Origin of the sequence: Lentzea sp. DG1S-22, assembly GCF_036321065.1 — a bacterium.
GTDB lineage: Bacteria > Actinomycetota > Actinomycetes > Mycobacteriales > Pseudonocardiaceae > Lentzea > Lentzea jiangxiensis.
This window is the reverse complement of record NZ_CP143276.1, coordinates 2166305-2193144: the sequence shown is the minus strand read 5'-3', so window position 1 is coordinate 2193144 and position 26840 is coordinate 2166305. Positions and strand designations below refer to the sequence as shown.

Sequence of the window (26840 nt, the reverse complement as noted above, 5' to 3'; positions counted from 1 at the left end):
CCACCAAACCCCGACGGGCTGTGACGAGTTCGACGCCGAGGCCGACCAGTTCGAGGGCCACCTCGACGAGTCGGTGGAGAAGGCCGAGGACGCCTTCAAGAAGAGCCGAGTGCCTGAGCGGCGGCCAGACCACCCAGCAGCAGCGCCGCGCTCACGGCGGCACCGAACACTTCGACGGACAGGAGCCTCTCCCTCGCCCACCGAGCGAATCCCGCGTTCACCACCACGTGCGCGATCGCCGTCACCACGACCCACCAAGGTCCGGCGCTCAGCAGCAGAGTCGCTCCGAGGTGGAACGACATCGCTGCGACGCCGCGAACTCCGCTGTGGGCGGGATGTGTGCTGACGAACCCGCCCTGCGCCTTCAGCTGTTCGGCGGCCTGCCGCCCGATCGGCCAGCTGAACCTCGTGAGCTCGGTGGCGGCGATGAACACGAGCTGGGCCGACGCCCAGCCGAAACCGGCCCAGAGCGCGGATTCGACGCCGGTGACGGCGACCAGGACCACCGCGAGCCGGACCACCTCGTCGGTGGCGCCGGACACCACCGCGATGATGGTGTCGCGCCGCCGGACGGCGTGCAGCCTCCCGGCTGAGCCCAGCACCGGCAGCCGAGCCGCCAGGGCGATCATCCAGCCCAGGACACCCAGCAGCACGACGCCGGCCTGGCCTGCGCCGAGCACCACCGCGAGCACCACCGCGAGGAGCACCAGAAGGCCCACCACCACGACGGCGCCCGCGCGAACTCTCCCGGTGACCCTGGTCGAGCCCTGAGCCGGTCGTTCCTCGTTCAGCGAGTCGTTGATGGTTCAACGCTACTCCACTACCGCACCGCCGGTGCTGTAGACCATCCATTGTGGATCTTGCGGTCACGCACGAAGGCCGCCTGGCACGCGGAGCCGTCGGATTTCCCGCGCAGAGGTGCGGCGTCTGCGGTGCGGGTGGACACGAGCACCTGCGCGGTGCGGCATGACGGGATCGCCGGACAACTGCGGTTCAGCCACCACGTGGTTGTCGACCCAGCGGGATGACGCGGCGGGCGGGCACGGTCCTGTGCGGTGTCCCGCGCAAACCCCGGTGCGACAGCCCCCGATGATCACCGGGTTGAGCCTGTTGCCGAACCTCGACGTGGACGAGCCGCCGGTCCGCCGATGTCGCCAGCGGGGCCGCGGCTTGCCGGACCTCGGCAGCCCGGAGACCTCCGGTGACCGCGCGGTGACCTGCCTGGCGACGTCCGACAGCGGTTGACCGTGTTGCGCGCGTAGTTGCGCATGAGGGACAGGGCATCAGTGGCCCCGATCTCCAGGTGCTCGGCGACTACGCGCCGGACGACGTCCGGAACAGGTTCAGCGAACCGTCCGCCTCGCCCTTCAGGCGCATCGGCACGGTGCCGACCGCGACGAACCCGAGCTCCAGTGCCGCGGAGGTGGAACGTGGCCAGCGCGACGGCAGCACGCCGAGGTCCGGACAACGCACCGCCTGTCCTGTGTGGAGCGACTCTTCGGACGGGCCGTCCGCGCGCCGCAGGAGTGAGGTGCTCGAGCGGACGAGCCGGCTGGGTTGACGCGGCCACCGGTTCGAGCGCACCGCGCTCATCGGCGAGCAGGATTCCAGCCGCTGGTGGTCGGACACGTCGGTCACCTCTCGGTCGTCGTGGCCGGCACTCCCGTTGACTGGTCCGTCAACGAGGCCGTCTCCGCGTTCGCCCGCAGCGCGCACCGACGCCTTCTCACGAGAGCAGCGCAGCCGTGGGGGCCCGTCGGTTTTCCCGGCTCGACCCCGAAGGTGTTGACCGGGCGCCGTTCGGACAATTTCGCGGTATCCGTGTCCACCCGCGCCGGCGAGCAGCGCCGACGGGAAATCGTGGCGGCAGGAAATAGTGCGCGTGAAATCGGTTGGGTGAGAGAAAAGGGTGTAGTGTCAATTCTGTCGAGAACATCTCGTACCTGAGCGGTCAAGCTCACGTCGTACTCGGCGAAACCAGAACCGGTCGATTTCCGGCCGGAGACGGGAGTTCCGGCATGACGTCGGCTCCGCACCAGTCCATCGCCCCTGCAGCCGTCACGGCCACCGAGCAGCCTCCGCACCACCAGTTGCGACTGCGGTTGCGGCCGAAGGCGCTCACCACGGGGTATGTCGACGGTGCCTGGTGGCCGCGTTCCCGGGACCTCGCCGCCGAACTGCCGGCACTGCTCGCGGTGCTGGCAGTTCGGCTGGGGGTCGTCCCGCGGGTGAGCTACAACCTGGCGGAATGGGACACGGCGCCGCGCCAGATCGCGGCAGACGGCGTGCGCGTCCGTCTCAACGGGTTCTGGTCCAGGCCCGCACACACGCTCGACCTCATCGCGGGTGACCGGCGCCGCCTCACGCTGCTCGTCGTACCGCCCGGCACCGACCCGTCCGCTGCCCACGAAACGATGATGTGCGCTACCCGGCGCGACAACGCCGACACGGTCGCAGACCTGTTCCGCACCGGTGCCCAGGCGGCCGAGGGGTCCACTGTGGATTCCCCGGAGGCCGAGGGCGGCCGGATACCCCAACAGAAGACGAAAGAAGCAGAATGACCGAATCGACCTTCACGTCCGCGTACGACCGCCGGCTCAAGATGGTGGAGGACGTGCTGACCGGCCGCACCGAGCTCGGCGGCAAGGCCGCGCGGGATCTGGCCGTGCACGTGTTGCGCGCGCTCGACCACATCCCGGAGAGGGTGCGGTGACCTCGCGCCACAGCGGCGGCGAGGCTCGACCGGCGCGGGGCACTCGGCTGCTCCGCGTCGGTTGTGCGTTCACCTACCGCGCCGAGGTGCCCGCACCGGCGGTGTTCATGGTCAGACCGGACCGGCACGACCAGGTGCGGGTGAGCGGTGAGAACCTGTTCACCGAGCCGGACGTGCCCGTGCGATACCACTTCGACGTTTACGGCAACTGGCTCGCGCGCCTGGTGCTGCCACCCGGGCTGTCCACCGTGAACTACGCCGCCTGGGCGGACGTTCCCGACCGCGCGGAGGACGTCGACGAGACCGCGCCGGAGAGGTGGCCCGACGACCTCCCCGGCGACGTGCTGCTCTACACGTTGCCCAGCCGGTACTGCGCGTCCGACGTGCTGGGAGACGAGGCCTGGTCGAGGTTCGGCGCGCATCCGCCCGGATACCGCAGGGTGCAGGCGATCTGCCGGCACGTCCACGAGTCGCTGGAGTTCGGCCACGCCACCTCCACGGCGTTGCCCACCGCCGCCGACGTCAACGCTTCGGGGATCGGGGCCTGCCGCGACTTCGCGCACCTGGCGATCTCGTTCTGCCGCGCCCTCACCATCCCCGCCCGCTACGTCTTCGGCTACCTGCCCGACCTGGACGTCCCGCCGGGCGGAGCGCCGATGGACTTCGCGGCCTGGATGGAGGTCTGGCTGGGGGACCGCTGGTGGACCTTCGACCCGCACATCGGCGTGCCGCGCAAGGGCAGGGTGGTGGTCGGCCGCGGCAGGGACGCCGCGGACGTCGCCGTGGTGACCACGTTCGGAGGCCCTGTGCTGGAGTCGATGGTCGTCCACGCCGAAGAGGACATGGCGCCCGCGTGGCGATGAGCCGGCCGGTGGCGGCGTCCGCCACCGGAGCAGCGACTCTCCGACCGCGATCGGTTGGCGGTGAACAGGTTCAGTGCGCCCGTCGTCTGCTCGCACGACCGCGTCGGCACCGGTGGGCGCGACTCAGGGCATCTGCGGCGCAGACGTAATGGTTCTCGCGTCGATGCGACGAGCGAGGTCGAGCGCTCCGGAGTGGGTGGGTTGTTCGCGTGCCTGCGCTGCGAGGGGCCGGAAGCGGTCGCGCACCCGGGCCGAGCCGACGGAGGCGGCGAACTCGAGCGCCCGCAGTCCGGTGGCGACGCCGATGTCGACGTCTCCTTGCACCAACTGGCTGGTGGACAGCAGGACCAGGCTGAGGATCCGGCTGCGGAGCATGTCCTCGCCGTAGCCGTCGACCGCCGCGACGAGCAGCGGAACAGCGGTTCCCGCGTGGTGCCGCCCAGCGGTGCCGACCAGGGCCGTGTGCACCGCCCCGGCCATGCCCGACAGGTCGGACTCGGTGAAGAACTCCGCCCACCCGGCCACCTCGGTGCGGTTCGCGGCGCTGAACTGCTCGCGGCCGCGGTCGAGCAACGTCAGGGCACCGTGCTCGGCGCCCTTCTGCGCACACGCCCACGCCGAGTTGACGGTCAGGATGCTGCCCGCGAGCCGGTCACCGGACCTGGAGGCCGCGAGGCGGCCGAGGTCGAAGTACCGCAACGCCTCGTCGAGGTGCCCGTGGTGCAGGTGGACCCGCCCCAGCCGGTAGCACACGTTGGCGATCAGCCCGTTGTCGCGTGCGACACCGGCCAGCGCGAGTGCGTGCGAGAAGTGGTTCTGCGCGTGGGTGACCAGGCCGGCGTCGAAGCACACCCAGCCCGCCAGGTTCCGCAGGTCGCCCACGGCCACGTGCAGCCGTTGCCGCACCTCCCGCGACGCGGGTGCGACGAGCAGCGGGAGGTTCTCGCGGATCCGCAGGCGCACCCGGTCCAGACAGGGCTCGCCACCGCGCCGGTGGTCCAGCCCGCGCAGTGCACGGGTGTCCTGTTCCAGGCGCGTGACGTCGGACAGACCCATCATGGCAGGCAGCACTCCAGACCGGTGTGGTGGAGGCGGCACCGCCGCCGATCGGGCGTCGCCGGACGACTTCGGTTCCCGCGCCACGCGCTCCGGGTGGCGCGGTGACGATGCCGCGGCCTCCCGCGACGAGGTTGCTCACCGACGTCCGGGTGACCCCGAGCAGCTCAGCCCCGAGACCGCGTGGAAGTCCACTTCGGACCACCAGGAGGAGGTTCGGACGTGGCGTGTCATGCCCGCGCGCGCCACGTCGGCGGGTTCAGCGCGGGAACGGTGGTGGCGGGGTCGGTCGCCAACGGCCGCCAGCCGCCGGGGAACTGGCTGTCGGACAGGGCGTCCGGCCTCCTGACCGCGCGAAGACCGTGAGGTGCCGTCGGTTCGATGCCGGTGCTGATCGGGCCCGAGATCATCTCGGTGCTCCCGCCTCCGCCCGGACCAGCCGGGCGGGGTCTCTGGTGCTCCGGAGGGGGCACCTGGCTCGGTCGCCGATGCACGAGGTCCCCTCGGACCACCCACCCTACTCCCACGACGGTCCCTTCGGGTGGAGACGTTTCTGCCGCACGAAGCACGGTTCGTCCTGGCAAACCCGCTGAACACCGGCCGCTGCGGGCGGCGGCCGCGGAGGCTGGGAGCCGGCGGTGATCGCGTCGCCCGGCTCCCGCGACACCGCCGGCCTGAACCGGGATCGCCGGGATCACACCGGCTCGCGCGGCGCGATCGGCACGTTCATCACCTACCCTTCGGCGGTGGTGAATGACGAGCGGTCCTGGCAGGCGGTGTTCGAGCACGTCGTCAACCGGTCGCACCTGGCCACAGCAGGCGACCTGCCCGGCATCCTGGACCAGGCGAGCGCGCTGCTCGAGGTGTCGGCCGAGCTGTACCTGGTCGACCTGGGGCAGCGGGAGCTGCACCCGGTGCGGGAGCGGGGCGGGACGTCGTTGCCGGTGGACGCGACGCTGGCGGGACGGGCGTTCGCCAGGGTGGAGATCGTCGTGTCGGCGGCCGAGGCTGAACCGGCGCACCTGTGGGTGCCGGTGCTGGACGGCACCGAACGCCTCGGCGTGCTGCGCGTCGGCCTGCCCGCGGGCGCCGATCCGCAGGACCGGGTGTTGCGCGCTCAGGTCTGGGCACTGGCCGGTCAGGTCGCGCACCTGGTGCTGAGCAAGCAGCTCTACAGCGACCTGTTCCACCGCGTGCGGCGCACCAAGCCGCTGTCGGTGGCCTCGGAGCTGCTGTGGCAGCTGCTGCCGCCGAAGGTGTTCGCCTGCGAGCGGGTCGTCATCGCCGCGGCGATGGAGCCCTACGACCAGGTCGGCGGCGACGGGTTCGACTACGCCGTGGACGACGACCGCGCCTACGTGGCGATCTTCGACTCGATGGGGCACGACCTGCACGCAGGCCTGACCACCTCGATGGCGCTGGCCGCGACCCGCAACGCCCGCCGCTGCGGAGCGGATCTGGTCGCCGCCGCGGAGCTGGCCGACGACACCATCAACGCCCACCGCTCGGGCGAGCTGTACTCCTTCGCCACGGCGTTCCTGGCGCAGTTGGAGCTGGACACCGGTGTGCTGCACTACCTCAACGCCGGACACCCGGCTCCCGCGGTGCTGCGCGACGGGAGGGTGGTGCGGCTGCTCGACACCGTGAGCCGCACGCCGCTGGGGCTGGGAAACCTGCACCGGGGCAGGCCAGTCCTGCTGCGCGAGCAGCTCGAGCCCGGTGACCGGGTGCTGTTCCACACCGACGGGGTGACCGAGGCCCGCAGCCCGCACGGCGAGCTGTTCGGGCTGGAGCGGCTGGTCGACCTGGTCGAGCGGCACGAGGCCAGCGGGCTGCCCGCCGCGGAGACGCTGCGCCGGGTGGTGCGCGCGGTGCTGGAGCACCAGGACGGCCGGCTCCAGGACGACGCGACGCTGCTGATGCTGGAGTGGACCACGACCGACCAGCTCAGTCTGCTGCCCGCGCTGTGAGCCGTGGCCGGTGTGGTGGGGGAACGGCTCCCGGTCTTGTCGGCCACGCAGGTGCACCCGCCCTCCGGGGTGAACACCGCCACCGACCTGCTCGGGCGCGTCGTCGTCTACACCGATGTCAACGGCGTGCGCACGCCAACGACCTACGATCAGGTCGACAGGGGCACCTCCTCCACGGTGACGGCGAACGCCTTCGACAGCCCGCGGTCCGTGTCGTTCACCTACGACGACGCCGACCGCACCCTCACCCAGGAGCTGGACGGCGTCACCTCGGTGTCGATGGCCTGCGGCAGTGGCAGTTCGATCGCATCGATCAGCAGGGGCGACGCCGCCAGGATGCTCCCGCTCGACTGGAAGACCAGCGATGGCAGGAGCGTCGCGGCCGCTGTCGGCCGGGCCGCGTCCGGAACGGCGGAGTCCCGGTACTGCTACGACGCCGCCGACCGTGCGGTCAGCACCGGGGGAGAGCGGAGGACAGCGCTGCTCGCCCAGCAGCGCGTTCGCGTGACGGGTCTGAAGGCCCGCGACCGCCTGGTGGGCATCGACGTGCGGCCCGCCACCGGCGTCACCCCGGTCGTCTCGCCGAACACCGGCCGGCTGTTCACGGTCGGGCAGCTCGGCGTCGACGTCGGCGAGGTCAACGGCTTCGACATCGCGACCGCCGACAGCCGCCACCAAGCCCTCGCCGCAGTGCGGGCCGGTCTTCCGCTGCTGGACGGGTCGGTCCTCGTGAGGGCCGACCTCGGCACCGGCCGCGCCTCGGTCGTCGGGCTGGCGGGCGGTGACGTCGTCGGCCTGGCTTTCGCGGAGTGGGCATCGCGGTTCCACGGCCGGCCGCATCCGTGGCCGGTCCGAACCAGTCATTTGAACGCGCAGGAATCGCTGATCGGTGCGAGTCTGGACGTCGTCCACGGCGGCGGGGAGAAAGGGAGACCGACCAGGACGGTGCCGTCACGCTGATGCGCACCCTCCCGGTGAGAACATCAACGGCTTGCTTCGAAAGGGACGGTCCAGCATGTGCGGCGGTGCGCGATGACGGACAGGCCGGGCGGCGGCATCTCACACCTGGAGATCGAGACCATCGACCACGACGGCGTCGTGGTCATGGTGGTCAGCGGTGACATCGACATCACCAATGTCAACCAGGCGCGCGTCGCGGTCGAAGAGCAGATGAACCACCACCCCGAGGGGATCGTCGTCTGCCTCGCCGTGGGGTTCTTCGCCTCGACCGGACTGTCGCTGCTGGCCGAGACCAACCAGCGCGCCCGGCTCGCCGGGATCCGGTTCGCCGTCGTCGCGCCCGGACGGACCACCCGGCGCGCGCTGGAAGCCACCGGCCTGGACCAGGTTCTCCCGTTGCACGAGACCGTGCCGCACGCGGTCGAGGCGCTGCGCACCTCGACCACCGCGGAACCGACCATCCTGTGACCCGGGGTGGACCACCGGTCGTCAGCCGGTTGTGTCCGATGTGGCGTTCGCGGTCCGGGTGCGCAGCCAGCTGGCGGTGACCGCGGTGGCGAGCACCGTGGCGACCACGGCGAGAGAGATGCCGGTGGGGATCTTGTAGAGCTCCAGCAGCAGCATCTTGACGCCGACCCACACGAGCACCAGCGCGAGGCCGAGCTTGAGGTAGACGAAGCGGTGCATGAGGTCGGCGAGCAGGAAGTACATGGCGCGCAGGCCGAGGATGGCGAAGGCGTTGGAGGTGAACACGAGGAACGGTTGCTGGGTGACGGCGAAGATGGCGGGGATGGAGTCCACGGCGAACACGACGTCGGTCACCTCGACGAGGACCAGGACCGCGAGCAGCGGTGTGGCCACCCAGCGCCCGCTCTGACGCACCAGGAACCGGGCGCCGTGGTAGGTGTCGGTGACGGGGACCAGGCGGCGGAACAGCCGCAGGACGACGCTGCGCTCGGGGTCCATGGTGTCGTTGCGGTGCAACGCCATCCGGATGCCGGTGACGACCAGGAAGGCGCCGAAGACGTACAGGACCCAGGCGAAGCTCGCGATCAGCACCGACCCGGCGGCGATGAAGACGGCGCGGAACACCAACGCGCCGAGCACGCCGTAGAACAGCACCCGGTGCTGGTACTCGCGGGGGACGGCGAAGTAACCGAAGATGATCGCGAAGACGAAGACGTTGTCCACGGCGAGGGACTTCTCGATGACGTAGCCGGCGAAGTACTGGCCGGCGAACTCCGCGCCCCACGCCCACCACACGACGGCGCCGAAGCCGAGGCCCAGCGCCAGCCACACGGCCGACCACACGGCGGCCTCGCGGACGCCGATCACCTGTGCCCTGCGGTGGGCGAACAGGTCGATGGCGAGCATCAGCAGGATGACGCCGAGCACGGCGGCCCAGGCCCACAACGGGACTAGCACGTGACACACCTCCGGTTCGTATGCGGAACCAGAGGTCTCCCCGACCACCGGGCGGCGACGCCGTCGTGTGTGGTGGTGCCGGGACCGGGCGGCCTTCGGGGCTGCCGTAATGACGATCCCGGGCGAGGTGGGTACTCCCCTCCGTACGTCCAGAATGACGAACTGGAGTTCGTCAGTCAAGCTTGATCTCCGTCACCGCGGCGCGGCTATGGTGGCTGTCATGCCGCCCGCCGAGCGTTCAGCGCCGTCAGGGGAGCGCGCCACCGGGTCGTGGACGTTCCTGAGCAACCACGCGCACGTGTTGCTGTGCCTGGCGGCCGATCCGGACCAGACGCTGCCCGTGATCGCCGAGCGGGTCGGCATCACCAGCCGCGCGGTGCAGCTGATCCTCGCGGACTTGATCGAAGGCGGGTACGTCGTGCGCACGAGGAACGGTCGCCGCAACCACTACGAGATCAACCCCGACGGCCACCTGCGCCACCCGCTGGAGGCCCACCACCGCGTCGCCGACCTCATCACGACGCTCGGTCCCGTGGAGCCCGGACCGTCGGCCCGCTGCGGCAGCTGACCGTCCACCGTCGACTGGGCAGTGCTCCCGCGCGCAGCTCCCACGGCCGCAGGCTTTCGCGCACTCCGGTGCGTGGAGTTCATGTGCCGGAGCCAGGCCGCTCGGTGCCGCGGTGCACGAGGTCGACCAGCGAGTCCAGCCAGGGGCCGGTGGGGTCGGCGTGTTCGAGGAGCACCCGGTGCATGATCGCCCCGACGAGCGTGAAGATCACCTGGTGCGGGTCGGCGTCCTCGCGCCACTCGCCGCGGGCGCGGGCTCGTTCGGCGATGGCGAACACCGGTGACACCTGCTCGGACATCCGGTGTGCGGCGAGGGACGCGATGTCGCTCGTGGCGCCGGTGCCGATCGCCGCTCGTGCCAGTGCGGTGCCTTCGGGGCGGGACAGGAACTCGGCGATGGGGTGGCGACGGCGTGCAGGTCGCCGCGCACGCTGCCGGTGTCGGGGCTGCCGGAGAAGTCGCACCGGAGGACTTCACCGTGCCGCACGGGGTCGACCAGCCGTTCTGGGGCAACAGGATCGCCGCGCTCGGAGTCGGCCCGCGTCCGGTGCCGCGGTCGGAGCTGTCCGCGCAGTCGTCGGCGACCGCGCTGCGGACCGCTCTCACCGACAACGGCATGCGCGAGCGCGCCACCCTCCTCGGCGAGCAGATCGCCGATGAGGACGGCATCACGAATGCCATCGAGATCTTCGACCGCAATTTCGGGCGATGCGGCAGTGAGCTCGCGAAGCAGCGGGCGCACTGTCCCGGCACCACACCCGGGGTGCTCAGGATCTTCGTGGTGAGAGCCAGCTGCCGGACCAGCGGGTGATGAGCGGCCCGGTCGTGGCGAGGATGAGGACGTACGCCGTGACCACGGGTCCGAGTCCGGGGCTCGTGGCACCGGCGAGGCTCATGATCACGATCGAGAACTCGCCGCGGGCGATCAGTGCGGTGCCGGCGCGGAGGCGTCCGCGTGGGGCTACGCCGTCGCGGCGGGCGGCGTACCAGCCGGTGGCGATCTTCGTGAGGATGCCCGCCAGGGCGAGTGCGGATGCGGCGGGCAGGGCCGGGAGCAGCTGGGCCGGGCTGACGGCGAAGCCGATGGCGAGGAAGAACGCGGCGGCGAACAGGTCGCGCAGGGGCGCGAGGACGGCGCGTGCTCGTTCGGCCGTGGCGCCGGTGAGGGTGAGTCCGACGAGGAAGGCGCCGACCGCGGCCGAGACCGACACGAGCTCGGCGAGTGCGGCGACGACGAGGGTGGTGCCGAGGACGCGGAGCATGAGCTGTTCGTCGTCGGGGTGGGCGAGCCAGCGGTTGACGTGGTGGCCCCAGCGGTGGGAGGCGGTGAACGCCGCGGTCACGCTGGCGATCGCGATGACCACTCCGACCAAGGCCTGCCACCAGGTGCCGCCGGAGGCCAGGACCACGAGCACCGGGAGGTAGATCGCCATGGCGAAGTCCTCCATCACCAGGACGGCGAGGACCGCCGGTGTCTCGCGGTTGCCGAGACGGCGCAGGTCGCTCAGCAACCGGGAGATGATGCCCGAGGAGGAGACCCAGGTGGCACCGGCGAGGGCGAGGACGCCGGGCCACGGCAGGCCGAGCAGCCATCCCGCGATCAGCCCCGGCGCCGCGTTGAGGACGAGGTCGACCAGCGCGGACGGGATGTGGCGGCGCAGGCTGTGGGTGAGTTCCGCGGTGTTGAACTCGAGCCCGAGGGTGAGCAGGAGCAGCACGACGCCGATGGAGGCGCCGACCTCGACGAAGTCGCCCGCGGCGGGAACGGGGGCGATGCCGCCGTTGCCGAGGGCGAGACCCGCGAGCAGGTACAGCGGGACGGGGGAGAACGACCACCGTCTCGCGGCCGCGCCGAGCACGCTGAGCCCGACGAGGATGACGCCGAGTTCGAGCAGCAGCGCGAGGGACGTGTGCACCGTCAGGCCTCGATGATCCGGCGCACGCCGTTGATGCCGTCGTGGGTGCCGATCACCACGAGCACGTCACCCGCCCGCAGCACCTCCTCGGGCAGCGGGGAGGCGATCACGTCCTCGCCGCGCACGATCGCGACGACCGACGCCCCGGTGCGGGTGCGGGCACGGGTGTGGCTGAGCGGTTTGCCCGCGTGCGCGGATGCGTCCGGTACGACGACCTGTCCGGCACTGAGCCCCGGCACCTCCCTGGTCAGGTCGGCGAACCGCTCGGCGATGCGCGGAGCGCCGAGGATCTCGGCGACCGTGTCGGCCTCGGCGGTGGTGAGGCGGAACAGCGGCTGCGCCTCGTCCGGGTCGTCCGCCGCGTAGCGGATCACCTCGAAGTTGCCCTCGCGGCGCGCGACGATGCCGATGCGGTCACCGTCGGCGTTGGTGAACTCGTAGCGCAGGCCGACGCCGGGCAGCAGTACCTCGTTGACGTCCATCAGGTCATCATGGCAAGCCGGGACCTGCCCGGATCGAGCACGTGCTCCTGCCGCCCCGGTCCCGTCCGGACCGAGGTCGTCCTCGTCGAGTTCACCGGCTCATGCGCGTGAGCAGGGCTGGTGCTCGTCGGACCCGATCAGCAGCTCGGAGACCGGCCGTCGCGGGGTGGGCGGGACCGGCGTGCTGTAGCCCAGCCGCAGGACGGTCTGCGGCACGAGCATGCCCCCCAGACCGCGGCGCAGGTCTTCCCGGACCCGCCGGACCTCGACCGGCTGGGACAGGAACGACGCGGACAGACCGCGCGTGGTCGCCGTGAGCAGGACCCTCTGCATCGCCTGTCCGGCCTGCAGGTCGCCGAGCGGGCCGTCGTAGAACGAGCACAGCACCGCGACGAGCGGGTCGGACTCGTAGTCCTTGCCGGGGTGGCGCTCGGGGCCCTGGAAGTCGCGGAACGCCCACTCGTCCTGCATCGCCGGCCGCACGCCGGCGGAGATGGGCGGGATCCCGTCGGCCGCGCCGGGGCGGTGGCCGGTGAACGCGGCCAGTTCCGCCTGCACGGCTTCGTCGCCGAGCTGGATCTCGTGCGCCTGCCGGACGAGCCGCTTGAGCTGGGCCCGGTCCTGCGGGGTCATGACGACGTGCAGCCACGAGCGTTCCAGTTCGGCCGCGCGCACCAGCGCGTGGCGCTGACGAGGGTCCACCGGTGACTCGAGGAAGGGCTTGCGGTTGGTGCGACGGCGAGGAACGGCGTCCAGCAGCGCGCGGTGCTCGTCGTCGATCTTGATCGTGCCACCGCGGCGCACCACGGCGAGGGCTCCGGGCGCGTCGTGGCCGGGCAGCATCGACACCAGGGGACGTACGCCCATGCTCTGCAGAGCCAGCCTGAGGTTGAACAACGCCGCGCCGCAGGACAGCCGCAGCTCGCGGTCCTCCGGGTCGGTCGCCGCCAGCTTGCGGCTCGGATCGGTGTGCAGCTCGATGCGGTCCCGCTCCACCTGGAACCGCCAGGGCTGGGTGTTGTGGACGGAGGGCGCGAGCGAGGCGGCCACGAGCGCTTTCTCGATCTGCTCCGGTCCCAGCCCGAGAGCCGCCGTCACCTGAGCCATGTGTTCACCTCATCGTGTTGCCTGGTCCAACGTGCTGTGCCTCCACTGTTCCCGCTGCGCCGGGACGGCCCCACCGTCCAAGGTCCCGACTCGACCGGGACCGCTTGGTGCCGTCGTGGCGACGTGAAAAGCTTGATCCATGGATGGACAGGAGGCCCCGGCGCGAAGCCTGCTGGGCGGTCTGCGGCTGGACGAGCTGCTCGACGAGATGCGGGACCGGCTCGCCGAGATCGGGTCGACCAGGGACAAGATGCAGAGCCTGCTCGACGCGGTGCTCGCCGTCGGCGCGGGTCTGGAGCTGGACTCGACGCTGCAGCGCATCGTGCAGGCCGCCGTGGAGCTGGTGGGCGCCCGCTACGGCGCGCTGGGGGTGCTCGGGTCGCGGCACAACCTGTCGCAGTTCGTGTACGTGGGCATCGACCCGGAGACCCGCTCGCACATGGGTCACCTGCCGGAGGGCAAGGGCCTCCTCGGGCTGCTGATCAAGGACCCGCGGGCGATCCGGCTGCACGACATCAGCGAGCACGCGGCGTCGGTCGGCTTCCCGCCCAACCACCCGCCGATGCACAGCTTCCTCGGTGCTCCCGTGCGGGTGCGCGACGAGGTGTTCGGCAACCTCTACATGACCGAGAAGACCGACGGCGGCGACTTCACCGCCGACGACGAGGTCGTGCTGGAGGCGTTGGCCGCGGCCGCCGGTGTCGCCGTCGAGAACGCGCGGCTGTTCGAACGCTCGCGGATGCGCGAACGGTGGCTGGAGGCGACCGCCGAGATCAACGCCCAGCTCCTGGCCGGCGCGACCGCCGAGGACGCGCTGCGGTTGATCGCGCAGCGCGCGGTCGAACTGGCGGGAGCCTCCTGGTCCTCGGTCCTGCTGCTCGAGGGCGACGAACTCCGCACGGCGGCGCATGCGGGCACCGAGGCCGGTCCCGTCCGGTTCGCCGCCGGCGCGCCGGTGTTCGCGGAGGTGTTGGAGACCGCCGCACCGGTGATGCTCGAGGAGGCGGGCGAGCAACTCGGCGACCTTCCTGGGCGGGCTGGTCCCACCGTGGTGGTACCGCTGCGGGCGGGTACGACGGTGACCGGTGTCCTGCTCTCGGTCCGGGAGAAGGACGCAGCCGCGTTCGGAGCGGACCTGATGCCGTTGCTGGCGTCGTTCGCCGACCAGGCCGTGGTGGCGATCGAGTTCGCCGAGAACCAGAACGCCCGGCGCATGGTCGACGTGCTCGAGGACCGCGACCGGATCGCACGTGACCTGCACGACCACGTGATCCAGCGCCTGTTCGCGACCGGCATGAGCCTGCAGGGGTCGCTCACGTGGGTGACCCACCCGGAGGTCCGCAGGCGGGTGCAGAAGGCGGTGAACCAGCTGGACCAGACGGTGCTGGAGATCCGCACGTCGATCTTCGACCTGCAGGCGGACTCCGGTGACACGGGCTTGCGCAGGCGCTTGCTGGACATCGTCGCCGAGCTCACCGAGGGAGCCGAGCTGACGCCCGCGGTGCGGATGTCGGGCACCATCGACAGCCTCGTGCCCGACTACATCGGGGAACACGCCGAGGCCGTGGTGCGCGAGACCGTCAGCAACGCGCTGCGCCACTCGCGCGCGACGGAGCTGACGCTGACCGTCGAGGCGGGCGATTCCTTGATCATTTCCATGGTGGACAACGGCCTGGGCATGCCGGCCGAGGTCGCGCGCAGCGGCCTGCGCAACCTCGAGCAGCGTGCGACCGCGCTGAACGGCGCCCTCACCGTCGGCGGCGAGCCGGGCGGCGGCACCCGCGTGACGTGGCGGGTGCCGCTGGACTGACCGCTCAGCCGGTCTCGTTGTCGTGGGTGGGCTTGCGCAGCTGTGAGGCGAGCACGGCGGCCTGGGTGCGGCGTTCGAGGCCGAGCTTGGCCAGCAGGTGCGAGACGTAGTTCTTGACGGTCTTCTCCGCGAGGAACATCTTCTCGGCGATCTGCCGGTTGGTCAGGCCGTCGCCGATGTAGTCGAACACGGTCCGTTCCTGTTCGGTGAGCGCCCGGACGGGGTCGCCCTGCTCGCGTTCGCGGCGGATGCGGTTGAGCAACGCGGCGGTGGAGCGGGCGTCGAGCAGCGACTGCCCGGCCGCGACGGTCTTCACCGCGGTGGTCAGGTCGGTGCCGAGGATGCGCTTGAGCACGAACCCCGACGCGCCGGCCATGATCGCGTCGAACAGCGCCTCGTCGTCGGTGAACGAGGTGAGCATCAGGACGTTCAGCTCGGGCAGCCGCGAGCGCAGCTCGCGGCACAACTCGATGCCGTTGCCGTCGGGCAGCCGCACGTCGAGCACCGCGACGTCCGGGTCGGCCGCCGGGACCAGGGTGAGCGCCTCGGTGACCGAGCCCGCCTCGCCCACGACCTCCAGGTCGGGGGAGGCGCTGAGCAGCTCCCTGATGCCGACCCGGACGACCTCGTGGTCGTCCACCAGGAAGACTCGCGACACCACTTGCGACCACCCTTTCCTCAACCGTTCCGCGATCACGATCTCTTATGGCGAGCGGCCGCACACAGGGACCAAAGACCCTGTTCCCGGGAAGCGAGGGTCCTGCGCACCCGGCCGAACTCCTCGCCATCCGATCAGCTGCCCGTCCAGTATGAGGGTTGGGAGCCGGTGTGCGCGGGCCTCTGCGGAGGGTCCAAGTGCCCGTCGCGGAGGGGCACGTCCGCTCTGCCCGCACGACATCACGCGGCGGAATCGTCAAGGCATGCGATGGAACCCAGCAGAGGCCGCGGGAATCGTCGAGGCGGCCGGTGAGGCGCCCGTGTACAGCGAGGACCGGCCGTGGTCGCTGGAGCTGCACAACCGGTCGGTCTACCTCTTCTCGAGGGGACACACGTCCGAGCACGATCCGCTCGGCTTCGACCGGTTGCTGTCGTGCGGCGCCGCTCTGGAACACGTCGTGCTCGCCGTCCGGCACGCGGGCTGGCACCCGCACGTCGTGTTCCCGACCGACCAGGCGAGTCCCGACCTGCTCGTCGTCGTCCGCGCGGACCGCCGCGAACCGGCGGATCCGCAGGACCTCGGCCTGCACCGGGCGATCCGCCTCGCCGAGGCCACCGGCGCGGGCGATGCCCGTGCGCTGGGACGGGCCAGCCACTGGGTGGGAACGGAGCTGCGCGCGCTGGGTGAGCACGAACTCGTCGTGATCACCACCGGCGATCGCCGTCCGGACCACGTCCGGGGTGGTGCCGCGTTGCAGGCGGCGGTGCTGGCGGGCCGCTGCGCCGGCGTGGCGGTGCGACCGGTCGTCCACCTGGTGCACCGGCGCGAGTGGCGGGCCGGCCTGGTCGAACGGCACGAGCTCGCCGGATTCCCGCAGGCGCTGGCCGTCGTCGGTGCCAAGGGCCCGGCCGGGACGGGACCAAGGACAGCGTCCGCCGGCCGTGCCGATTCCTAACGTCGAAGCCGGAAGGGAGTTCCGCCATGCGTGCTCGCGACGTCATGACCAGCCCGGTGATCACCGTCACGCCGGCCGTCCCCCTCAAGGGCGCGGCCGCGTTGATGGTCTCGCACGGCTTCACCGCACTTCCCGTCGTGGACGAGGGCAAACGTCTGCTCGGCATCGTGACCGAGGCAGACCTCGTGCGCGGCGGGTACCTCGAGGACGGCGGTGCCGTGGTCACCGATGTGATGACCTCGCCCGCTGTCGCGATGGACGCCGCCGCACCCGCCGAGGCCCTGGCCCGCGTCATGGTCGACGACCGCAGGCGGTGCGTTCCGATCGTCGACGGCTCGACCGTGATCGGCGTGGTGACCCGCCGCGACCTGGTGCGGGTGATCGCCAGGGCCGACACGACGGTCGCCGCAGAGGTCCAGCGCGTGCTGGACGTGTACGGCGGAGGTCGCAAGTGGACGGTCACGGTGCACGGAGGTGAAGCCGTGATCGGCGCCGCGACCACCGACGAGGACACCGAACGGGTTCTCGTGGCACTGGCCGACGCGGTACCAGGAGTGCTGCGCGCCCGCGTTCTGACTGGAGGACAACGATGAAGGCCCCATCCGCCCCGATCGTCGTCGGTGTCGACGGTTCCACCTCGGCACTGTCGGCGGTGACGTGGGCAGCGCAGGAGTGCGCGCGGCACAAGGTGCCGTTGCGGCTGGTGCACGCCTACGTGCTGCCGACCCGCGGCTACCCCGAGGTCATCCTCACCGGCAACGAGATCCGCCACGCCCTCGAGAACCTGGGCCGGGACAAGCTGGAGGAGGCCACTGCGGCCGCGCGGGCGGCGGCACCGGACGTCGAGGTGACGACGGACATCGTGTGCTGCGGCGCCACCGCGCTGCTCGTCGAGGAGTCCAAGTCCGCCCGTCTGGTGGTGGTCGGCTCCCAGGGGCTCGGCACGGTGACCGGCATGATCGTCGGTTCCACGGCCCTGGCGTTGGCGGCGCACGGGCAGAGCCCGGTGGTCGTGGTGCGCGGCACGGCGGTGCCGGACGGCCCGGTCGTGGTGGGCGTCGACGGGTCGCCGACGAGTGAGGCCGCACTGGCGTTCGCCTTCGAGACGGCATCGATGCGCGGTGCCCAGCTGACCGCGGTGATGTGCTGGCAGGACTTCATGGTGGAAAGCGCTTACAGCGCCTTGCGGTTCACCGTGGACTGGGGCCAGGTGGAGGTCGAGGAGCGCAGGTTGCTGGCGCAGCGGCTGGCGGGGTGGCAGGAGAAGTACCCGGACGTGCAGGTGCACCCCGTGGTCGTGCGCGATCGTCCGGTGCGAGCGTTGATGCGCTACGGGGCTGAGGCGCAGCTCGTGGTGGTGGGTAGCCACGGGCACGGCGGGTTCGCCGGCATGTTGCTCGGCTCGACGAGTCAGGCACTCGTCTACAACGCGCCGTGCCCGTTGGCGATCGTCCGCCCGGACTAGTGTCCTGAGTCGTTAGTTTGTGTGCAGGCCTAGGGTTCGGTGGCATGCCGAACCCGAAGCTGCCTGAGTTGGTGCTGTCCGACGACGAGGCAGACGTGCTGCAAGGCTGGACGCGGCGACGGAAGACGGCGCAGGCGCTGGCGTTGCGGGCGCGGATCGTGTTGCGGTGCGCCGAGGGCGGCTCGAACAGTGAGATCGCGGCGCAGTTGGGGGTTCAGCGGGGAACTGTGGCGAAGTGGCGGTCGCGGTTCGTGACCGACCGGCTGGACGGGCTGCTGAACGAAGTTCGTCCGGGGCGGCCGCGCACGATCACTGATGAGCAGGTCGAGGCGGTGATCACCGCGACGCTGGAGTCGACGCCGGCCAACGCGACGCACTGGTCGACGCGGCCGATGGCGGCGGAGTCGGGGCTGACGCAGACCGCGGTGACGCGGATCTGGAACGCGTTCGGGTTGCAGCCGCATCACCGTGAGGCGTGGAAGCTGTCCAAGGACCCGTTGTTCGTGGACAAGGCCAAGGACGTGGTCGGGCTCTACCTCGCGCCGCCGGAGCGGGCGGTGGTGTTGTGCGTGGACGAGAAGAGTCAGATCCAGGCCCTCAACCGCACCGCCCCGGTCCTGCCGATGCTGCCGGGAACGCCGCTGCTCCGCGACCGCTTGCCCCAGGACCCGAGGCGGCTCGTCCACGGCCACCCCGTCGAAGCCAGGCAGGCGCCCGCGGAGGTGGTCGCCCGGGTGATGACGAAGCCCGTGGTGACGGTGACCCCGGGCACCGACCTCACCGAGGTCGCGGAACTGATGCTCGAGCACAACGTGCGCAGCGTGCCGGTCGTGCACGAGGGACACCTCGCGGGCATCGTGACCCGCAGGGACATGCTCCGCACCGTCACCCGCGCGGACTGGGTGGTCGAGGCCGAGATCCGCAACCGGCTCGGCATGGTCGGTGGCACGCGGCGATGGCAGGTCGAGGTCACCGGCGGCAAGGTGTCGATCGTGGACAAGGGCAACGGCGCCACCGAGCGCCACGTGGTCGACGTGCTGGTCCGCGCGACCGCCGGTGTGACCGACGTGGAGTTCACGACCGAACCCGTTCCCGCCGGCGGCTGACGGCACGAGAGTGGCGGGAGCATCTCTCCGGTTCACAGGTGACGGAGTTGTAGTGTGTCGAATTGAAGAATTCTTCAATCCGACAGGTTGTGGTTCCGTGAGCGAGTTCGAAGACAGCCTGCTCATCCGGCTCGAGCAGGCGGAGCGGGCGGTGCGTCACGCGGAGGAGCAGCAGGACGACTACGGCGCCGAGGTGCACCGCGCCGATCTCGCCAACCTGCGGCGCCTGGCGGGCGAGCACGGCGTGGTGGTCGACGCACCCGGGAAGGAGTGAGCGGTGCCGGTTCCCCTGTACTAGGCGAAGGCCGAGTTCTTCCGCATGCTCGGGCATCCCGTGCGCATCCGGGTGCTGGAGTTGTTGCAGGACGGCCCGAAGGCCGTGCGCGACCTGCTCGCCGAGATCGACGTGGAGGCGTCCAACCTCTCCGCCCAGCTGGCCGTGCTGCGCAGGTCCGGCATCGTGACGGCGACCCGTGAAGGGTCGACGGTGGTGTACGCGCTCGCGGGCGCCGACGTGGCCGACCTGATGAAGGCGGCCAGGCGGATCCTGACCGAGCTCCTGGTGGGGCAGAACGAGTTGCTCGCGCAGTTGCGCGAGGACCCGGTGTGAGAGCCTTCCTGCCCGCGAAGGCGGACTGGTCTGCCGCGACGCCCAGGGACGTGGTCGCGGGCGTCACGGTTGCCGTCGTGGCCCTGCCCCTGGCGCTCGGGTTCGGTGTCGCGTCCGGGCTCGGCGCGGCGGCCGGTCTGGCGACGGCGGTCGTGGCGGGCGCGCTGGCGGCGGTGTTCGGGGGGTCGAGCCTGCAGGTGTCCGGGCCGACCGGTGCGATGACGGTCGTGCTGGTGCCGATCGTCGCGAGGTTCGGGCCCGGCGGTGTGCTGACGGTCGGTCTGCTCGCGGGTGTGCTGCTGCTCTGCCTGGCGGTGGCCCGGGCCGGGCGGTACATGCGGTACGTGCCCGCGCCCGTGGTCGAGGGCTTCACCATCGGCATCGCCGCGGTGATCGCGCTGCAGCAGGTTCCCGCGGCTCTCGGCGTGCCGGCGCCGGACGGGCACAACGTGGTGGTGAACGCGGTGCGCGCGTTCGGGGCCGGTCCCGTCTGGCCGGCCGTGCTGCTCGCGGCCGGTGTGGTCGTGGTGATGCTCGCGGGCGCGCGCTGGAAGCCGGCGGTCCCGTTCTCGCTGCTCGCCGTGGCGGTGGGCACGGCGGTGGCGGAGATCTGGCCGTTGCCGGTGGCCCGGATCGGGGCGCTGCCGGCGATGCTGCCCGCGCCGTCGCTGTCCTTCCTGGACCTGGGCGCGGTGTGGTCGTTGCTGCCGTCCGCGGTGGCGGTGGCGGCACTGGCCGCGCTGGAGAGCCTGCTGTCCGCCACGGTCGCCGACGGCATGAGCGTGAACCAGCGGCACGACCCGGATCGAGAGCTGTTCGGGCAGGGCATCGCGAACGTCGTCACGCCGCTGTTCGGCGGTGTGCCCGCCACCGCGGCGATCGCGCGGACCGCGGTCAACGTGCGTTCGGGTGCGACGTCACGACTGGCGTCACTGGTGCACGCGCTGACGCTCGCCGTGATCATGCTGGCCGCGGCACCGCTGGTCGGGCGCATCCCGTTGGCCGTGCTGGCCGGCGTCCTGCTCGCCACCGCGGTGAGGATGGTCGAGGTGGGGTCGGTGCGGGTGCTGATGCGCGCGAACCGGTCCGACGCGGTGGTGCTCGCCCTCACCGCGGTCGCGACCCTGGCGCTGGACCTGGTCACCGCCGTGATCGTGGGCCTCGTCGTGGCGGGAGCGCTGGCGCTGCGAGCCGTCGCCAGGTCCGCGCGGATCGACGTCGAACCACTGGAAACGGGCGATCACAGCGAGGAGGAGCGGGAGCTGCTCTCCGAGCACATCGTCGCCTACCGGCTGGACGGACCGCTGTTCTTCGCCGCGGCACACCGGTTCCTGCTGGAGCTCACCGAGATCTCGGCGGTCTCCGTGGTGGTCCTGCGCCTGTCGCACGTGTCCACCCTGGACGGAACCGGAGCCCTGGTGCTGCGGGACGCCGTCGAGAGGCTGGAGCAGCGAGGCGTCACCGTGCTGCTTTCCGGCGTGCGCGAGGAGCACCGCCGGCAGTTGGAGATCCACGGGGTGCGGATGTTCCCGAGCACGCCCGAAGCCATCGCGTACGCGCGGAACCACCTGCGACGGAACGGAACGTTGCCATGACAAAGCGAATGAGATCTGCCGCGGTGGCGGTGCGGTCAAGGTCGCCAGACCGCGTCTATCACGACGACGCCGGCGCCTTGCCTGACCGTCGTCGTGGGCGGAGAGCTCGCCCCCGGTCATCTGTTCGGTCCCCGGACGTGGCGCCAGGTACGGTGAGCGTTCTTTCCGTCCGGTATGACCGGATCCACGCCACGCGGAGGCAGTGGTGACAACCGTCGAAGAGGGCGCCAGACCGCTGGCGCTCGACCTGCCCGCCGACGCCTCGACCACCGTCGGCGCGGTGCGCAGGTGGCTCGTCGACGCGCTCGACGGCCTCGGCGAGGACCACCTCTACGACGTCCAGCTCATCGTCACCGAGCTCGTGAGCAACGTGTACGACCACGCGCCCGGCCCCGGACAGCTGCGGGTCGCGCACCACACGCAGCCCTGCAGGGTGAGCGTCGAGGTGGACGACTCCTCGTCGGCACTGCCCGTGCGCGGCCACTCCCGTCTGGGCGGTAGCCGGGGACGGGGCATCGTCGTGGTCGACAGGGTGTCCGTGCACTGGGGTGTGCGTCCACTGCCCGAGGGCAAGACCGTGTGGGCAGTCGTCGACTGCACCGGGTAGTCGGTTTCGCTCGCCCTTCCACCTGCAGGGCACGCCGAGGTGCACGAACGTCACACCCCGCTCCGCCGCCACACCGCCCTGCTTGTTGCGCCTGCCCTCCAGTTCGCCGCAGTCGCGCACCCAGGCACGGCAGACCCGCAGCCCGTCGCCCAGTCCGTCCGCGATGCGCCGGTGGGCCGGCTCGGCCGCCCCGGCACCGGGTGAGACCACCACGTCCGCAGAGGACAGGCTGCCGTCACCGAAGCCGTGCAGCTGCACCTGGGGCAGCGCGCGATTCGAGTGGTCGACCGCGAGCGCGTGGAACATCGAGTCCACGCGGTGCGCCGCGTCACCCGCCCCGTTCGCGACCGCGCGGTGCGTGCCCGAGATGGCCAGCACGCTGCTGGGATCCGCCGGAACATCTCCAGGCCGATCTCGTCGGTGCGCAGGTCGTTCGCCGGGTGCGGCACCTGCACCGCCAGTCGTGCCGGACGTGTGAGGTCCACGAGGTAGAACCCCCAGTGCCTGTGCCAACCGCGCCGAGCTGACGGTGGAGCAGGTCCGGGGTGAGATCGACGGCTGCGGTACCCCGATCGAGTCGGGGTGCCGCCGGACAGCCGGACCTGCTGCGACCTTCGCGGTCAGTCGACGCTGCGACGGGACAAAGCGAGCAGCAGTCCGCTGCCGAGCACCGCGGCCACCACGCTGGCCGTGAAGACGCCGACCTTCGCCTGGATGACCAGGCCTGCGTCGGAGTAAGCCAGATCGGTGATGAACAGCGACACCGTGAACCCGATTCCCGCCAGTGCCGCCACACCCCAGATCAGGCGCGGTGGCATTCCCCGGGGCAACGTGCCGATGCCCGTCCGCAGCGCGAGCCAGGTGGCGCCGCCGATCCCGGCGATCTTGCCGGCCAGCAGTCCGATCACGACCGCCCACGCCACGGAGCTTCCCGCCGCTTCCCCGAGGACCCCACCGCGGAGGTCGATTCCCGCGTTGGCGAGAGCGAACAACGGCACCACCAGGAACGCGCTGACCGGGTGCAGCTTGTGCTGCAGTTCGCCTAGAACGTCACGGCCGTCCACAGGACGGGCCGGCGTCATCAGGCCCAGCACCACTCCCGCGATGGTGGCGTGCACTCCCGAGTGCAGGGCGGCGTACCAGACGAACAGCCCCACCAGCACGTAGAACGTGATCGAGCCGATCCCGAGCCGGCGCAACGCCGCGATGACGATCAACCCGACCGCCGCGGAAAGCAGCCACACGCGATCGAGGTCCTCGGTGTAGGCCAACGCGATGACCCCGACCGCGATGATGTCGTCGACGATCGCGACCGACAGCAGGAAGAGCTTCACCCCCGCGGGGACTCGTGGCCCCAGCAGGGCCAGCACGCCGACAGCGAACGCGATGTCGGTCGCCAGAGGAACTCCCCACCCCCGTGCCTCCGGTCCGCCACCGACCACGACGAGGAAGAGCACCGCCGGCAGCACGACCCCGCCCAAAGCCCCCAGGGCCGGCAGCAGCGCCGCACGCCGGTCACGGAGCTCGCCCACGACGAGTTCGCGCTTGATCTCCAAGCCGACGACGAAGAAGAAGATGACCATCAACCCGTCGTTGACCCAGTGCCGCAGATCCTCGGTCACCGACACCTGACCCGCGCCGATCGACAAGCGGAACCGCCACACCTCCTGGTAGCCGGCCGCAGCGGCGCTGTTGGCCCAGACGAGGGCGGCTGCGGTCGCCAGCAGCAGCACGACACCAGCGGCCGCCTCGTTGTGGACGAACTTGCGCAGGCTAGCCGTTACTCGTCGCGTCAGACGCGTATCGGTCACTTCGCGGTGTTCTGGCAAAACGTCTCTCCGATAACCGTTGCGGTACAACCACGATGTGCGGCCTGTCAGCCTGTGGCGTCGGTCCGGCATTCCGGAGCGTGCAGGGAGATCAGCCGATGGCGGGCCAGGTGGTGCAACATCTCAGCCAGCGCGTTGGGCATGATCTGCCCGTCCAGGTCCTGCCGTGCGTCGAGCACCGTTCTGGAGACAACGGCCCGGGGCACCACACCGCTGAACTCGGCCGCCAGTCCGTCGAACACCTCGCGGACGTCCTCGTTCGAGGGTTCGACCTGGACGGTCATCCCGCTTCCTCCTTTGAGCTGCACTTCGGCGATCGTGTGGTCGATGTCAACGTTTGTCGTCCCGCTGGTAGATCAGCCGCTTGCGCGCGTGGAAACGCAAGGCGTAGCCCGCGACCAGCAGGCCGATCGCCACGACGACGAGTGCTTCGTTGAAGAGTCCGTCGTCAGTGGCTGCGGTTGCCAGCACGGTGATCACGGCCAGCAGGACCAGGCCGGGTGCAATCCAGCGGGGTGTGTTGTGCATGATCGCTCACCCTTCCCCGGTTCGGCTCTTCCCCGTCCATCCTGACTGGTGCGGTGGACCGGCCGACATGGTTCGACCGTGCAAGTACGGGGGGCGCTTCATTGCCGGGGAACGGCAATGAAGCGCCCCTGTGCACTCCGACGGCGGGGCGAAGTCCTGAATGGACTTCGACGAGGCCCGGTCTCCGGTGAATGCCGCTCGTCGAGGGCGATGGCGCGATCGCGTTGGGTCAGGACCGCTGAGCCTCGTGGCGCTCCCACAGCCAGCCGAAGCGGTCGATTCGCCAGAGCTGTGCGATCACGACCACCGTGGCGCCGAAGAGCGTGGGCCACACCTCAAGGGCGATCAAGCCCCAGATGATCGTGCCGAACCCGATGACACCGAGGGTGACCAGCAGGCGCAGCACCGCCCGGTGGTCCGGCGTCACGAGATCGCGGTGCCGGACCCAGGCGCGCTCCCCGTAGATGCCGCGCGCGGCCCAGCCTCGCGGTTCTCGTACCGGTGGGAACGCCCGCGGGTTGACGAAGAGCCAGACGACCACGGCGGCGACGGCCAGAAGACTCCACCAGCCGATCCAGGTGCGGCTCCAGATGGCGAGGAGCAGCAACGGGATGGCGGCGAACCGCGTCCAGACGCTCCACGGGTTGGCGTGCCGTTGCCACACCTCGTCCGTCATGCCGAAAGCCTTGGCAATCCGGTCAGCGGCGTCCATTGTGGAGCTCCTCCAGGTCGTGGACAGCGTTGCCGGCACCGTTCTCCCCGCGCATCTGCCCACCGAGCTCTGCAGCGCGTTGCCGGAGGCGGGGATCGCCCACGGCCTGTGAGATCGCTTCGGCGAGCGAAGCGGCGCTCATCTTCGTAGGGCGTTGTGGTCGTGGCGCAACGCCCAGGGCGTGCATCCGTTGTGCCCAGTGGGGTTGGTCGGCGACGAACGGGCACACGACCTGGGGCACCCCCGCGGCCAGCGCCGCGGCGGTCGTCCCTCCTCCGCCGTGGTGCACGACCGCCCCCACCTTGCCGAACAACCAGTCGTGCGGGGCTTGGTCGATCACCAGCAGGTCGTCGGAGGAGCGTGCGGCGAGCCCACCCCAGCCGGTGGCCACGATCGCGCGCACTCCCGCTGCCTGCGCTGCCTCGGCGACGATGTCTCCGATGCGCTGGGCGTCGCGCCCCGCCATGCTGCCGAAGCCGAGGTGGACCGGTGGCGGGCCCGCGTCCAGGAACGCCTGCAGTGCCGGGTCCGGGGTCCACGCCGGATCGCGTGGCAGGAACCAGAAACCCGTGGTGCGCACGGTCGCGGGCCATGCGGGATCGATCGGCGTGACCGCGGAGCTGAACGCCTGCAACACCAGGGCGTGACGTGGCCCGGGACCTCGGGCGAGGCCGAGTTGCTCGACGCGCCAGGCGTTGGACACGCCGTTGTAGGAGCGCATGACCGCCGACACCGTCAGATAGGTCGCCCGGTTGAGGAAACGGGGGAGCCTCGGCAGCGGCACCATGGGGCAGGGGAACTCCGACGTCGGCACCCAGCCGGGCTGCAGCGTGGCCAGGACGGCGGGAACGCCGAGCACTTCCGCCGCGTGCTGTGCGGGCAGGCTCGGGGTGTGCACCAGCAGATCGGCGCCGGAGGACCGGGCGACCTCGCCGACATCGCGCAGTACGTCTGCCATCAACGGTTTGATGCGCCGGATCGTCGAGATCGCCGTCAGCTTGCCGCGCACACCCCGGTAGCCACCCTCTACCGCCTGCAGCATGGCGGGGTCCTGCAGCAGCCTGTTCGGTCCCTCGTCCAGCGGTGCGAACTCCACGCCGTGCGAGACGGCGCTGCCGGCGAAGGAGGCGGGAGCCGCGAGCAGCGCTTCATGGCCCGCCTTGCGCAGAGCCACCGCGAGTGCCAGCAACGGTTGTACGTCACCACGCGTCCCATGCGTGACCAGCAACGCTCTCACGGCCTGTTCCTGTCGTTGATCTCGGAGAACGCGGTGAGCCAGCGGTCGTCGGAGAACAGGCCGTTGGTCAGCATCTCCAGACCGGCTCGCGCGCCGCGCACCGCGGTCGCGGTCTCGGCCGGGTCGCCGCCCAGCAGCCGTCCGACGTGGTCGCCGAGCACCAGCGGTGCCAGCAACCACGAGACGTAGGTGACCGCCCGCGCCTGCGCGTCCTGTGAACCGCGGACCCAGCCCTCGGCTTCGCCGGCCGCGAGCCACGCCTGCGTGCGCTCGACGATCTCGGCGAACAGCGCACCCGCCGCCGGGGTGTCGTCGAGCAACGCGCGCGCCAGGTAGCGCCGGACCGGTGTCGCGGCCTGCAGCACCTCGGCCAAGGCCTCGGAGGCGGCCTCGTCACCGCGGCGGATCGACTCGAGCACGTAGTCGTCACATGCTTGACGAAGTCCTTCCTTGGAACCGAAGTGGTGCACCACGAGCGCGGGGGACACCCCGGCGTCCGCGGCTACCGCGCGGACCGAGGTCCCCGCCGGACCGTCGACGCCGAACCGGGCGAGCGCGGCATCGCGGATGCGGGCTCTGGCCGTCAGATCGGAAGCTGAACGCATGTTCCGAGTATTGAACAGATGTTCAGTCGCTGTCCAGGTGGCCGGTTTGCTTTGCGAGGATCTT

At 70.9% G+C, this 26840-nt stretch carries 33 protein-coding genes and 2 pseudogenes; 19 read left to right on the top strand and 16 right to left on the bottom strand.

Annotated features, from left to right (window positions below):
• Positions 1–95: 95 nt before the first annotated feature.
• Positions 96–719, bottom strand: coding sequence for a hypothetical protein (locus V1227_RS09730; protein ID WP_329792177.1), 624 nt, complete (start codon positions 717–719; stop codon positions 96–98).
• Between the two features lie 382 nt (positions 720–1101).
• On the opposite strand from V1227_RS09730, the gene V1227_RS09725 reads away from it, so the two are divergent.
• Entirely contained in the window at positions 1102–1245 is a 144-nt protein-coding gene (locus V1227_RS09725) for a hypothetical protein (protein WP_329792176.1), read from the top strand.
• 69 nt (positions 1246–1314) lie between these two features.
• Here the strand turns inward: V1227_RS09725 and V1227_RS09720 are convergent, their stop codons facing one another.
• Complete coding sequence (locus V1227_RS09720; protein WP_329792175.1) at positions 1315–1629, bottom strand: hypothetical protein; 315 nt, start codon at positions 1627–1629, stop codon at positions 1315–1317.
• Positions 1630–2018: 389 nt separating this feature from the next.
• On the opposite strand from V1227_RS09720, the gene V1227_RS09715 reads away from it, so the two are divergent.
• Genes V1227_RS09715 through V1227_RS09705 form a run of 3 tightly spaced genes read left to right on the top strand, consistent with a single transcriptional unit; the run spans position 2019 to position 3576 of the window.
• Positions 2019–2561 carry a DUF5994 family protein gene (locus V1227_RS09715; protein ID WP_329792174.1) on the top strand — a complete coding sequence of 181 codons (543 nt, stop codon included), beginning with the start codon at positions 2019–2021 and terminating at the stop codon, positions 2559–2561.
• Positions 2558–2713 (top strand): DUF6307 family protein, encoded by a 156-nt coding sequence (locus V1227_RS09710; RefSeq protein ID WP_329792172.1) that lies wholly within the window; start codon positions 2558–2560, stop codon positions 2711–2713. The genes V1227_RS09715 and V1227_RS09710 overlap by 4 nt, the downstream gene beginning before the upstream one ends.
• Entirely contained in the window at positions 2710–3576 is an 867-nt protein-coding gene (locus V1227_RS09705; RefSeq protein ID WP_329792171.1) for a transglutaminase-like domain-containing protein, read from the top strand. The genes V1227_RS09710 and V1227_RS09705 overlap by 4 nt, the downstream gene beginning before the upstream one ends.
• A gap of 123 nt (positions 3577–3699) precedes the next feature.
• Here V1227_RS09705 and V1227_RS09700 read toward each other — a convergent pair whose 3' ends face one another.
• Both V1227_RS09700 and V1227_RS09695 read right to left on the bottom strand, forming a co-directional pair.
• Positions 3700–4635: a hypothetical protein gene (locus tag V1227_RS09700; RefSeq protein ID WP_329792170.1), complete on the bottom strand. Its 936-nt coding sequence runs from the start codon at positions 4633–4635 to the stop codon at positions 3700–3702.
• Positions 4636–4862: 227 nt separating this feature from the next.
• Positions 4863–5042 carry a hypothetical protein gene (locus tag V1227_RS09695; RefSeq protein ID WP_329792169.1) on the bottom strand — a complete coding sequence of 60 codons (180 nt, stop codon included), beginning with the start codon at positions 5040–5042 and terminating at the stop codon, positions 4863–4865.
• Positions 5043–5270: 228 nt separating this feature from the next.
• On the opposite strand from V1227_RS09695, the gene V1227_RS09690 reads away from it, so the two are divergent.
• The 3 genes from V1227_RS09690 to V1227_RS09680 all read left to right on the top strand — a co-directional run bounded on the left by V1227_RS09690 (position 5271) and on the right by V1227_RS09680 (position 8030).
• The gene (locus tag V1227_RS09690; RefSeq protein WP_329792168.1) at positions 5271–6602 is read left to right on the top strand and encodes a PP2C family protein-serine/threonine phosphatase; all 1332 of its coding nucleotides are present in this window, start codon (positions 5271–5273) and stop codon (positions 6600–6602) included.
• Between the two features lie 3 nt (positions 6603–6605).
• Entirely contained in the window at positions 6606–7562 is a 957-nt protein-coding gene (locus V1227_RS09685) for a DUF4394 domain-containing protein (RefSeq protein ID WP_329792167.1), read from the top strand.
• A 72-nt stretch (positions 7563–7634) separates the two neighbouring features.
• Positions 7635–8030 (top strand): STAS domain-containing protein, encoded by a 396-nt coding sequence (locus tag V1227_RS09680; RefSeq protein WP_329792166.1) that lies wholly within the window; start codon positions 7635–7637, stop codon positions 8028–8030.
• A 21-nt stretch (positions 8031–8051) separates the two neighbouring features.
• On the opposite strand, the gene V1227_RS09675 is transcribed toward V1227_RS09680, so the two are convergent.
• Positions 8052–8987 (bottom strand): TerC family protein, encoded by a 936-nt coding sequence (locus tag V1227_RS09675; protein ID WP_329792165.1) that lies wholly within the window; start codon positions 8985–8987, stop codon positions 8052–8054.
• Between the two features lie 220 nt (positions 8988–9207).
• On the opposite strand from V1227_RS09675, the gene V1227_RS09670 reads away from it, so the two are divergent.
• Positions 9208–9555 (top strand): helix-turn-helix transcriptional regulator, encoded by a 348-nt coding sequence (locus V1227_RS09670; protein ID WP_329792164.1) that lies wholly within the window; start codon positions 9208–9210, stop codon positions 9553–9555.
• Between the two features lie 79 nt (positions 9556–9634).
• Here V1227_RS09670 and V1227_RS09665 read toward each other — a convergent pair whose 3' ends face one another.
• Positions 9635–10018, bottom strand: coding sequence for a TetR-like C-terminal domain-containing protein (locus V1227_RS09665; RefSeq protein WP_329792163.1), 384 nt, complete (start codon positions 10016–10018; stop codon positions 9635–9637).
• A gap of 14 nt (positions 10019–10032) precedes the next feature.
• On the opposite strand from V1227_RS09665, the gene V1227_RS09660 reads away from it, so the two are divergent.
• Positions 10033–10365: a glycosyltransferase gene (locus V1227_RS09660; RefSeq protein ID WP_329792162.1), complete on the top strand. Its 333-nt coding sequence runs from the start codon at positions 10033–10035 to the stop codon at positions 10363–10365.
• Here the strand turns inward: V1227_RS09660 and V1227_RS09655 are convergent.
• The 3 genes from V1227_RS09655 to V1227_RS09645 all read right to left on the bottom strand — a co-directional run bounded on the left by V1227_RS09655 (position 10322) and on the right by V1227_RS09645 (position 13059).
• Positions 10322–11470 carry a cation:proton antiporter gene (locus V1227_RS09655; RefSeq protein WP_329792161.1) on the bottom strand — a complete coding sequence of 383 codons (1149 nt, stop codon included), beginning with the start codon at positions 11468–11470 and terminating at the stop codon, positions 10322–10324. The genes V1227_RS09660 and V1227_RS09655 overlap by 44 nt on opposite strands.
• Positions 11471–11472: 2 nt before the next feature.
• Positions 11473–11952 carry a cation:proton antiporter regulatory subunit gene (locus V1227_RS09650; protein WP_090096871.1) on the bottom strand — a complete coding sequence of 160 codons (480 nt, stop codon included), beginning with the start codon at positions 11950–11952 and terminating at the stop codon, positions 11473–11475.
• A gap of 99 nt (positions 11953–12051) precedes the next feature.
• Positions 12052–13059, bottom strand: a complete 1008-nt coding sequence (locus V1227_RS09645; RefSeq protein WP_329792160.1) for an Acg family FMN-binding oxidoreductase — start codon at positions 13057–13059, stop codon at positions 12052–12054.
• A 139-nt stretch (positions 13060–13198) separates the two neighbouring features.
• Here V1227_RS09645 and V1227_RS09640 point away from each other — a divergent pair, with 139 nt between their 5' ends.
• Positions 13199–14869: a sensor histidine kinase gene (locus V1227_RS09640; protein ID WP_329792159.1), complete on the top strand. Its 1671-nt coding sequence runs from the start codon at positions 13199–13201 to the stop codon at positions 14867–14869.
• Positions 14870–14873: 4 nt separating this feature from the next.
• Here the strand turns inward: V1227_RS09640 and V1227_RS09635 are convergent, their stop codons facing one another.
• Complete coding sequence (locus tag V1227_RS09635; protein ID WP_329792158.1) at positions 14874–15530, bottom strand: response regulator transcription factor; 657 nt, start codon at positions 15528–15530, stop codon at positions 14874–14876.
• 259 nt (positions 15531–15789) lie between these two features.
• Here V1227_RS09635 and V1227_RS09630 point away from each other — a divergent pair, with 259 nt between their 5' ends.
• From V1227_RS09630 to V1227_RS09590, 9 genes and pseudogenes are all read left to right on the top strand, one after another.
• On the top strand, positions 15790–16482 hold the full coding sequence (locus tag V1227_RS09630; RefSeq protein ID WP_329792157.1) for a hypothetical protein: 693 nt from the start codon (positions 15790–15792) through the stop codon (positions 16480–16482).
• A gap of 26 nt (positions 16483–16508) precedes the next feature.
• A complete protein-coding gene (locus tag V1227_RS09625; RefSeq protein ID WP_329792156.1) occupies positions 16509–17075 on the top strand; it encodes a CBS domain-containing protein in 567 nt (188 codons plus the stop codon).
• The gene (locus tag V1227_RS09620; protein ID WP_329792155.1) at positions 17072–17947 is read left to right on the top strand and encodes a universal stress protein; all 876 of its coding nucleotides are present in this window, start codon (positions 17072–17074) and stop codon (positions 17945–17947) included. Before V1227_RS09625 ends, V1227_RS09620 begins: the two co-directional genes overlap by 4 nt.
• 44 nt (positions 17948–17991) lie before the next feature.
• Positions 17992–18588: pseudogene (locus V1227_RS09615) on the top strand (IS630 family transposase); the annotation flags it as partial.
• Complete coding sequence (locus V1227_RS09610; RefSeq protein ID WP_329793991.1) at positions 18571–19053, top strand: CBS domain-containing protein; 483 nt, start codon at positions 18571–18573, stop codon at positions 19051–19053. The pseudogene V1227_RS09615 and the gene V1227_RS09610, both read left to right, overlap by 18 nt.
• A gap of 97 nt (positions 19054–19150) precedes the next feature.
• A complete protein-coding gene (locus tag V1227_RS09605; RefSeq protein WP_329792154.1) occupies positions 19151–19327 on the top strand; it encodes a hypothetical protein in 177 nt (58 codons plus the stop codon).
• Positions 19328–19330: 3 nt separating this feature from the next.
• Positions 19331–19663: pseudogene (locus V1227_RS09600) on the top strand (ArsR/SmtB family transcription factor).
• Entirely contained in the window at positions 19660–21258 is a 1599-nt protein-coding gene (locus V1227_RS09595; RefSeq protein WP_329792153.1) for a SulP family inorganic anion transporter, read from the top strand. Before V1227_RS09600 ends, V1227_RS09595 begins: the two are co-directional and overlap by 4 nt.
• Before the next feature lie 205 nt (positions 21259–21463).
• Positions 21464–21865: an ATP-binding protein gene (locus V1227_RS09590; protein WP_329792152.1), complete on the top strand. Its 402-nt coding sequence runs from the start codon at positions 21464–21466 to the stop codon at positions 21863–21865.
• Between the two features lie 620 nt (positions 21866–22485).
• Here V1227_RS09590 and nhaA read toward each other — a convergent pair.
• The 6 genes from nhaA to V1227_RS09560 all read right to left on the bottom strand — a co-directional run bounded on the left by nhaA (position 22486) and on the right by V1227_RS09560 (position 26776).
• Positions 22486–23676: a Na+/H+ antiporter NhaA gene (gene nhaA / locus V1227_RS09585; RefSeq protein ID WP_329792151.1), complete on the bottom strand. Its 1191-nt coding sequence runs from the start codon at positions 23674–23676 to the stop codon at positions 22486–22488.
• Positions 23677–23741: 65 nt separating this feature from the next.
• A complete protein-coding gene (locus V1227_RS09580) occupies positions 23742–23978 on the bottom strand; it encodes a hypothetical protein (protein WP_329792150.1) in 237 nt (78 codons plus the stop codon).
• 46 nt (positions 23979–24024) lie between these two features.
• The gene (locus V1227_RS09575; protein ID WP_329792149.1) at positions 24025–24222 is read right to left on the bottom strand and encodes a hypothetical protein; all 198 of its coding nucleotides are present in this window, start codon (positions 24220–24222) and stop codon (positions 24025–24027) included.
• Between the two features lie 229 nt (positions 24223–24451).
• Entirely contained in the window at positions 24452–24934 is a 483-nt protein-coding gene (locus V1227_RS09570) for a DUF6653 family protein (RefSeq protein ID WP_329792148.1), read from the bottom strand.
• Positions 24921–26171, bottom strand: a complete 1251-nt coding sequence (locus tag V1227_RS09565; RefSeq protein ID WP_329792147.1) for a glycosyltransferase — start codon at positions 26169–26171, stop codon at positions 24921–24923. Before V1227_RS09565 ends, V1227_RS09570 begins: the two co-directional genes overlap by 14 nt.
• Positions 26168–26776 carry a TetR/AcrR family transcriptional regulator gene (locus tag V1227_RS09560; protein ID WP_329792146.1) on the bottom strand — a complete coding sequence of 203 codons (609 nt, stop codon included), beginning with the start codon at positions 26774–26776 and terminating at the stop codon, positions 26168–26170. The genes V1227_RS09565 and V1227_RS09560 overlap by 4 nt, the downstream gene beginning before the upstream one ends.
• Positions 26777–26840 lie beyond the last annotated feature (64 nt).

Coding starts and splice junctions, on each gene's coding strand:
- V1227_RS09695 (WP_329792169.1), bottom strand. CDS start 5,042: ATGATCTCGGGCCCGATCAGCACCGGCATCGAACCGACGGCACCTCAC.
- V1227_RS09670 (WP_329792164.1), top strand. CDS start 9,208: ATGCCGCCCGCCGAGCGTTCAGCGCCGTCAGGGGAGCGCGCCACCGGG.
- V1227_RS09710 (WP_329792172.1), top strand. CDS start 2,558: ATGACCGAATCGACCTTCACGTCCGCGTACGACCGCCGGCTCAAGATG.
- V1227_RS09610 (WP_329793991.1), top strand. CDS start 18,571: ATGCTGCCGGGAACGCCGCTGCTCCGCGACCGCTTGCCCCAGGACCCG.
- V1227_RS09625 (WP_329792156.1), top strand. CDS start 16,509: ATGCGTGCTCGCGACGTCATGACCAGCCCGGTGATCACCGTCACGCCG.
- V1227_RS09575 (WP_329792149.1), bottom strand. CDS start 24,222: ATGCACAACACACCCCGCTGGATTGCACCCGGCCTGGTCCTGCTGGCC.
- V1227_RS09650 (WP_090096871.1), bottom strand. CDS start 11,952: ATGGACGTCAACGAGGTACTGCTGCCCGGCGTCGGCCTGCGCTACGAG.
- V1227_RS09645 (WP_329792160.1), bottom strand. CDS start 13,059: ATGGCTCAGGTGACGGCGGCTCTCGGGCTGGGACCGGAGCAGATCGAG.
- V1227_RS09680 (WP_329792166.1), top strand. CDS start 7,635: ATGACGGACAGGCCGGGCGGCGGCATCTCACACCTGGAGATCGAGACC.
- V1227_RS09630 (WP_329792157.1), top strand. CDS start 15,790: ATGCGATGGAACCCAGCAGAGGCCGCGGGAATCGTCGAGGCGGCCGGT.
- V1227_RS09580 (WP_329792150.1), bottom strand. CDS start 23,978: ATGACCGTCCAGGTCGAACCCTCGAACGAGGACGTCCGCGAGGTGTTC.
- V1227_RS09715 (WP_329792174.1), top strand. CDS start 2,019: ATGACGTCGGCTCCGCACCAGTCCATCGCCCCTGCAGCCGTCACGGCC.
- V1227_RS09560 (WP_329792146.1), bottom strand. CDS start 26,776: ATGCGTTCAGCTTCCGATCTGACGGCCAGAGCCCGCATCCGCGATGCC.
- V1227_RS09570 (WP_329792148.1), bottom strand. CDS start 24,934: ATGGACGCCGCTGACCGGATTGCCAAGGCTTTCGGCATGACGGACGAG.
- V1227_RS09640 (WP_329792159.1), top strand. CDS start 13,199: ATGGATGGACAGGAGGCCCCGGCGCGAAGCCTGCTGGGCGGTCTGCGG.
- V1227_RS09700 (WP_329792170.1), bottom strand. CDS start 4,635: ATGATGGGTCTGTCCGACGTCACGCGCCTGGAACAGGACACCCGTGCA.
- V1227_RS09620 (WP_329792155.1), top strand. CDS start 17,072: ATGAAGGCCCCATCCGCCCCGATCGTCGTCGGTGTCGACGGTTCCACC.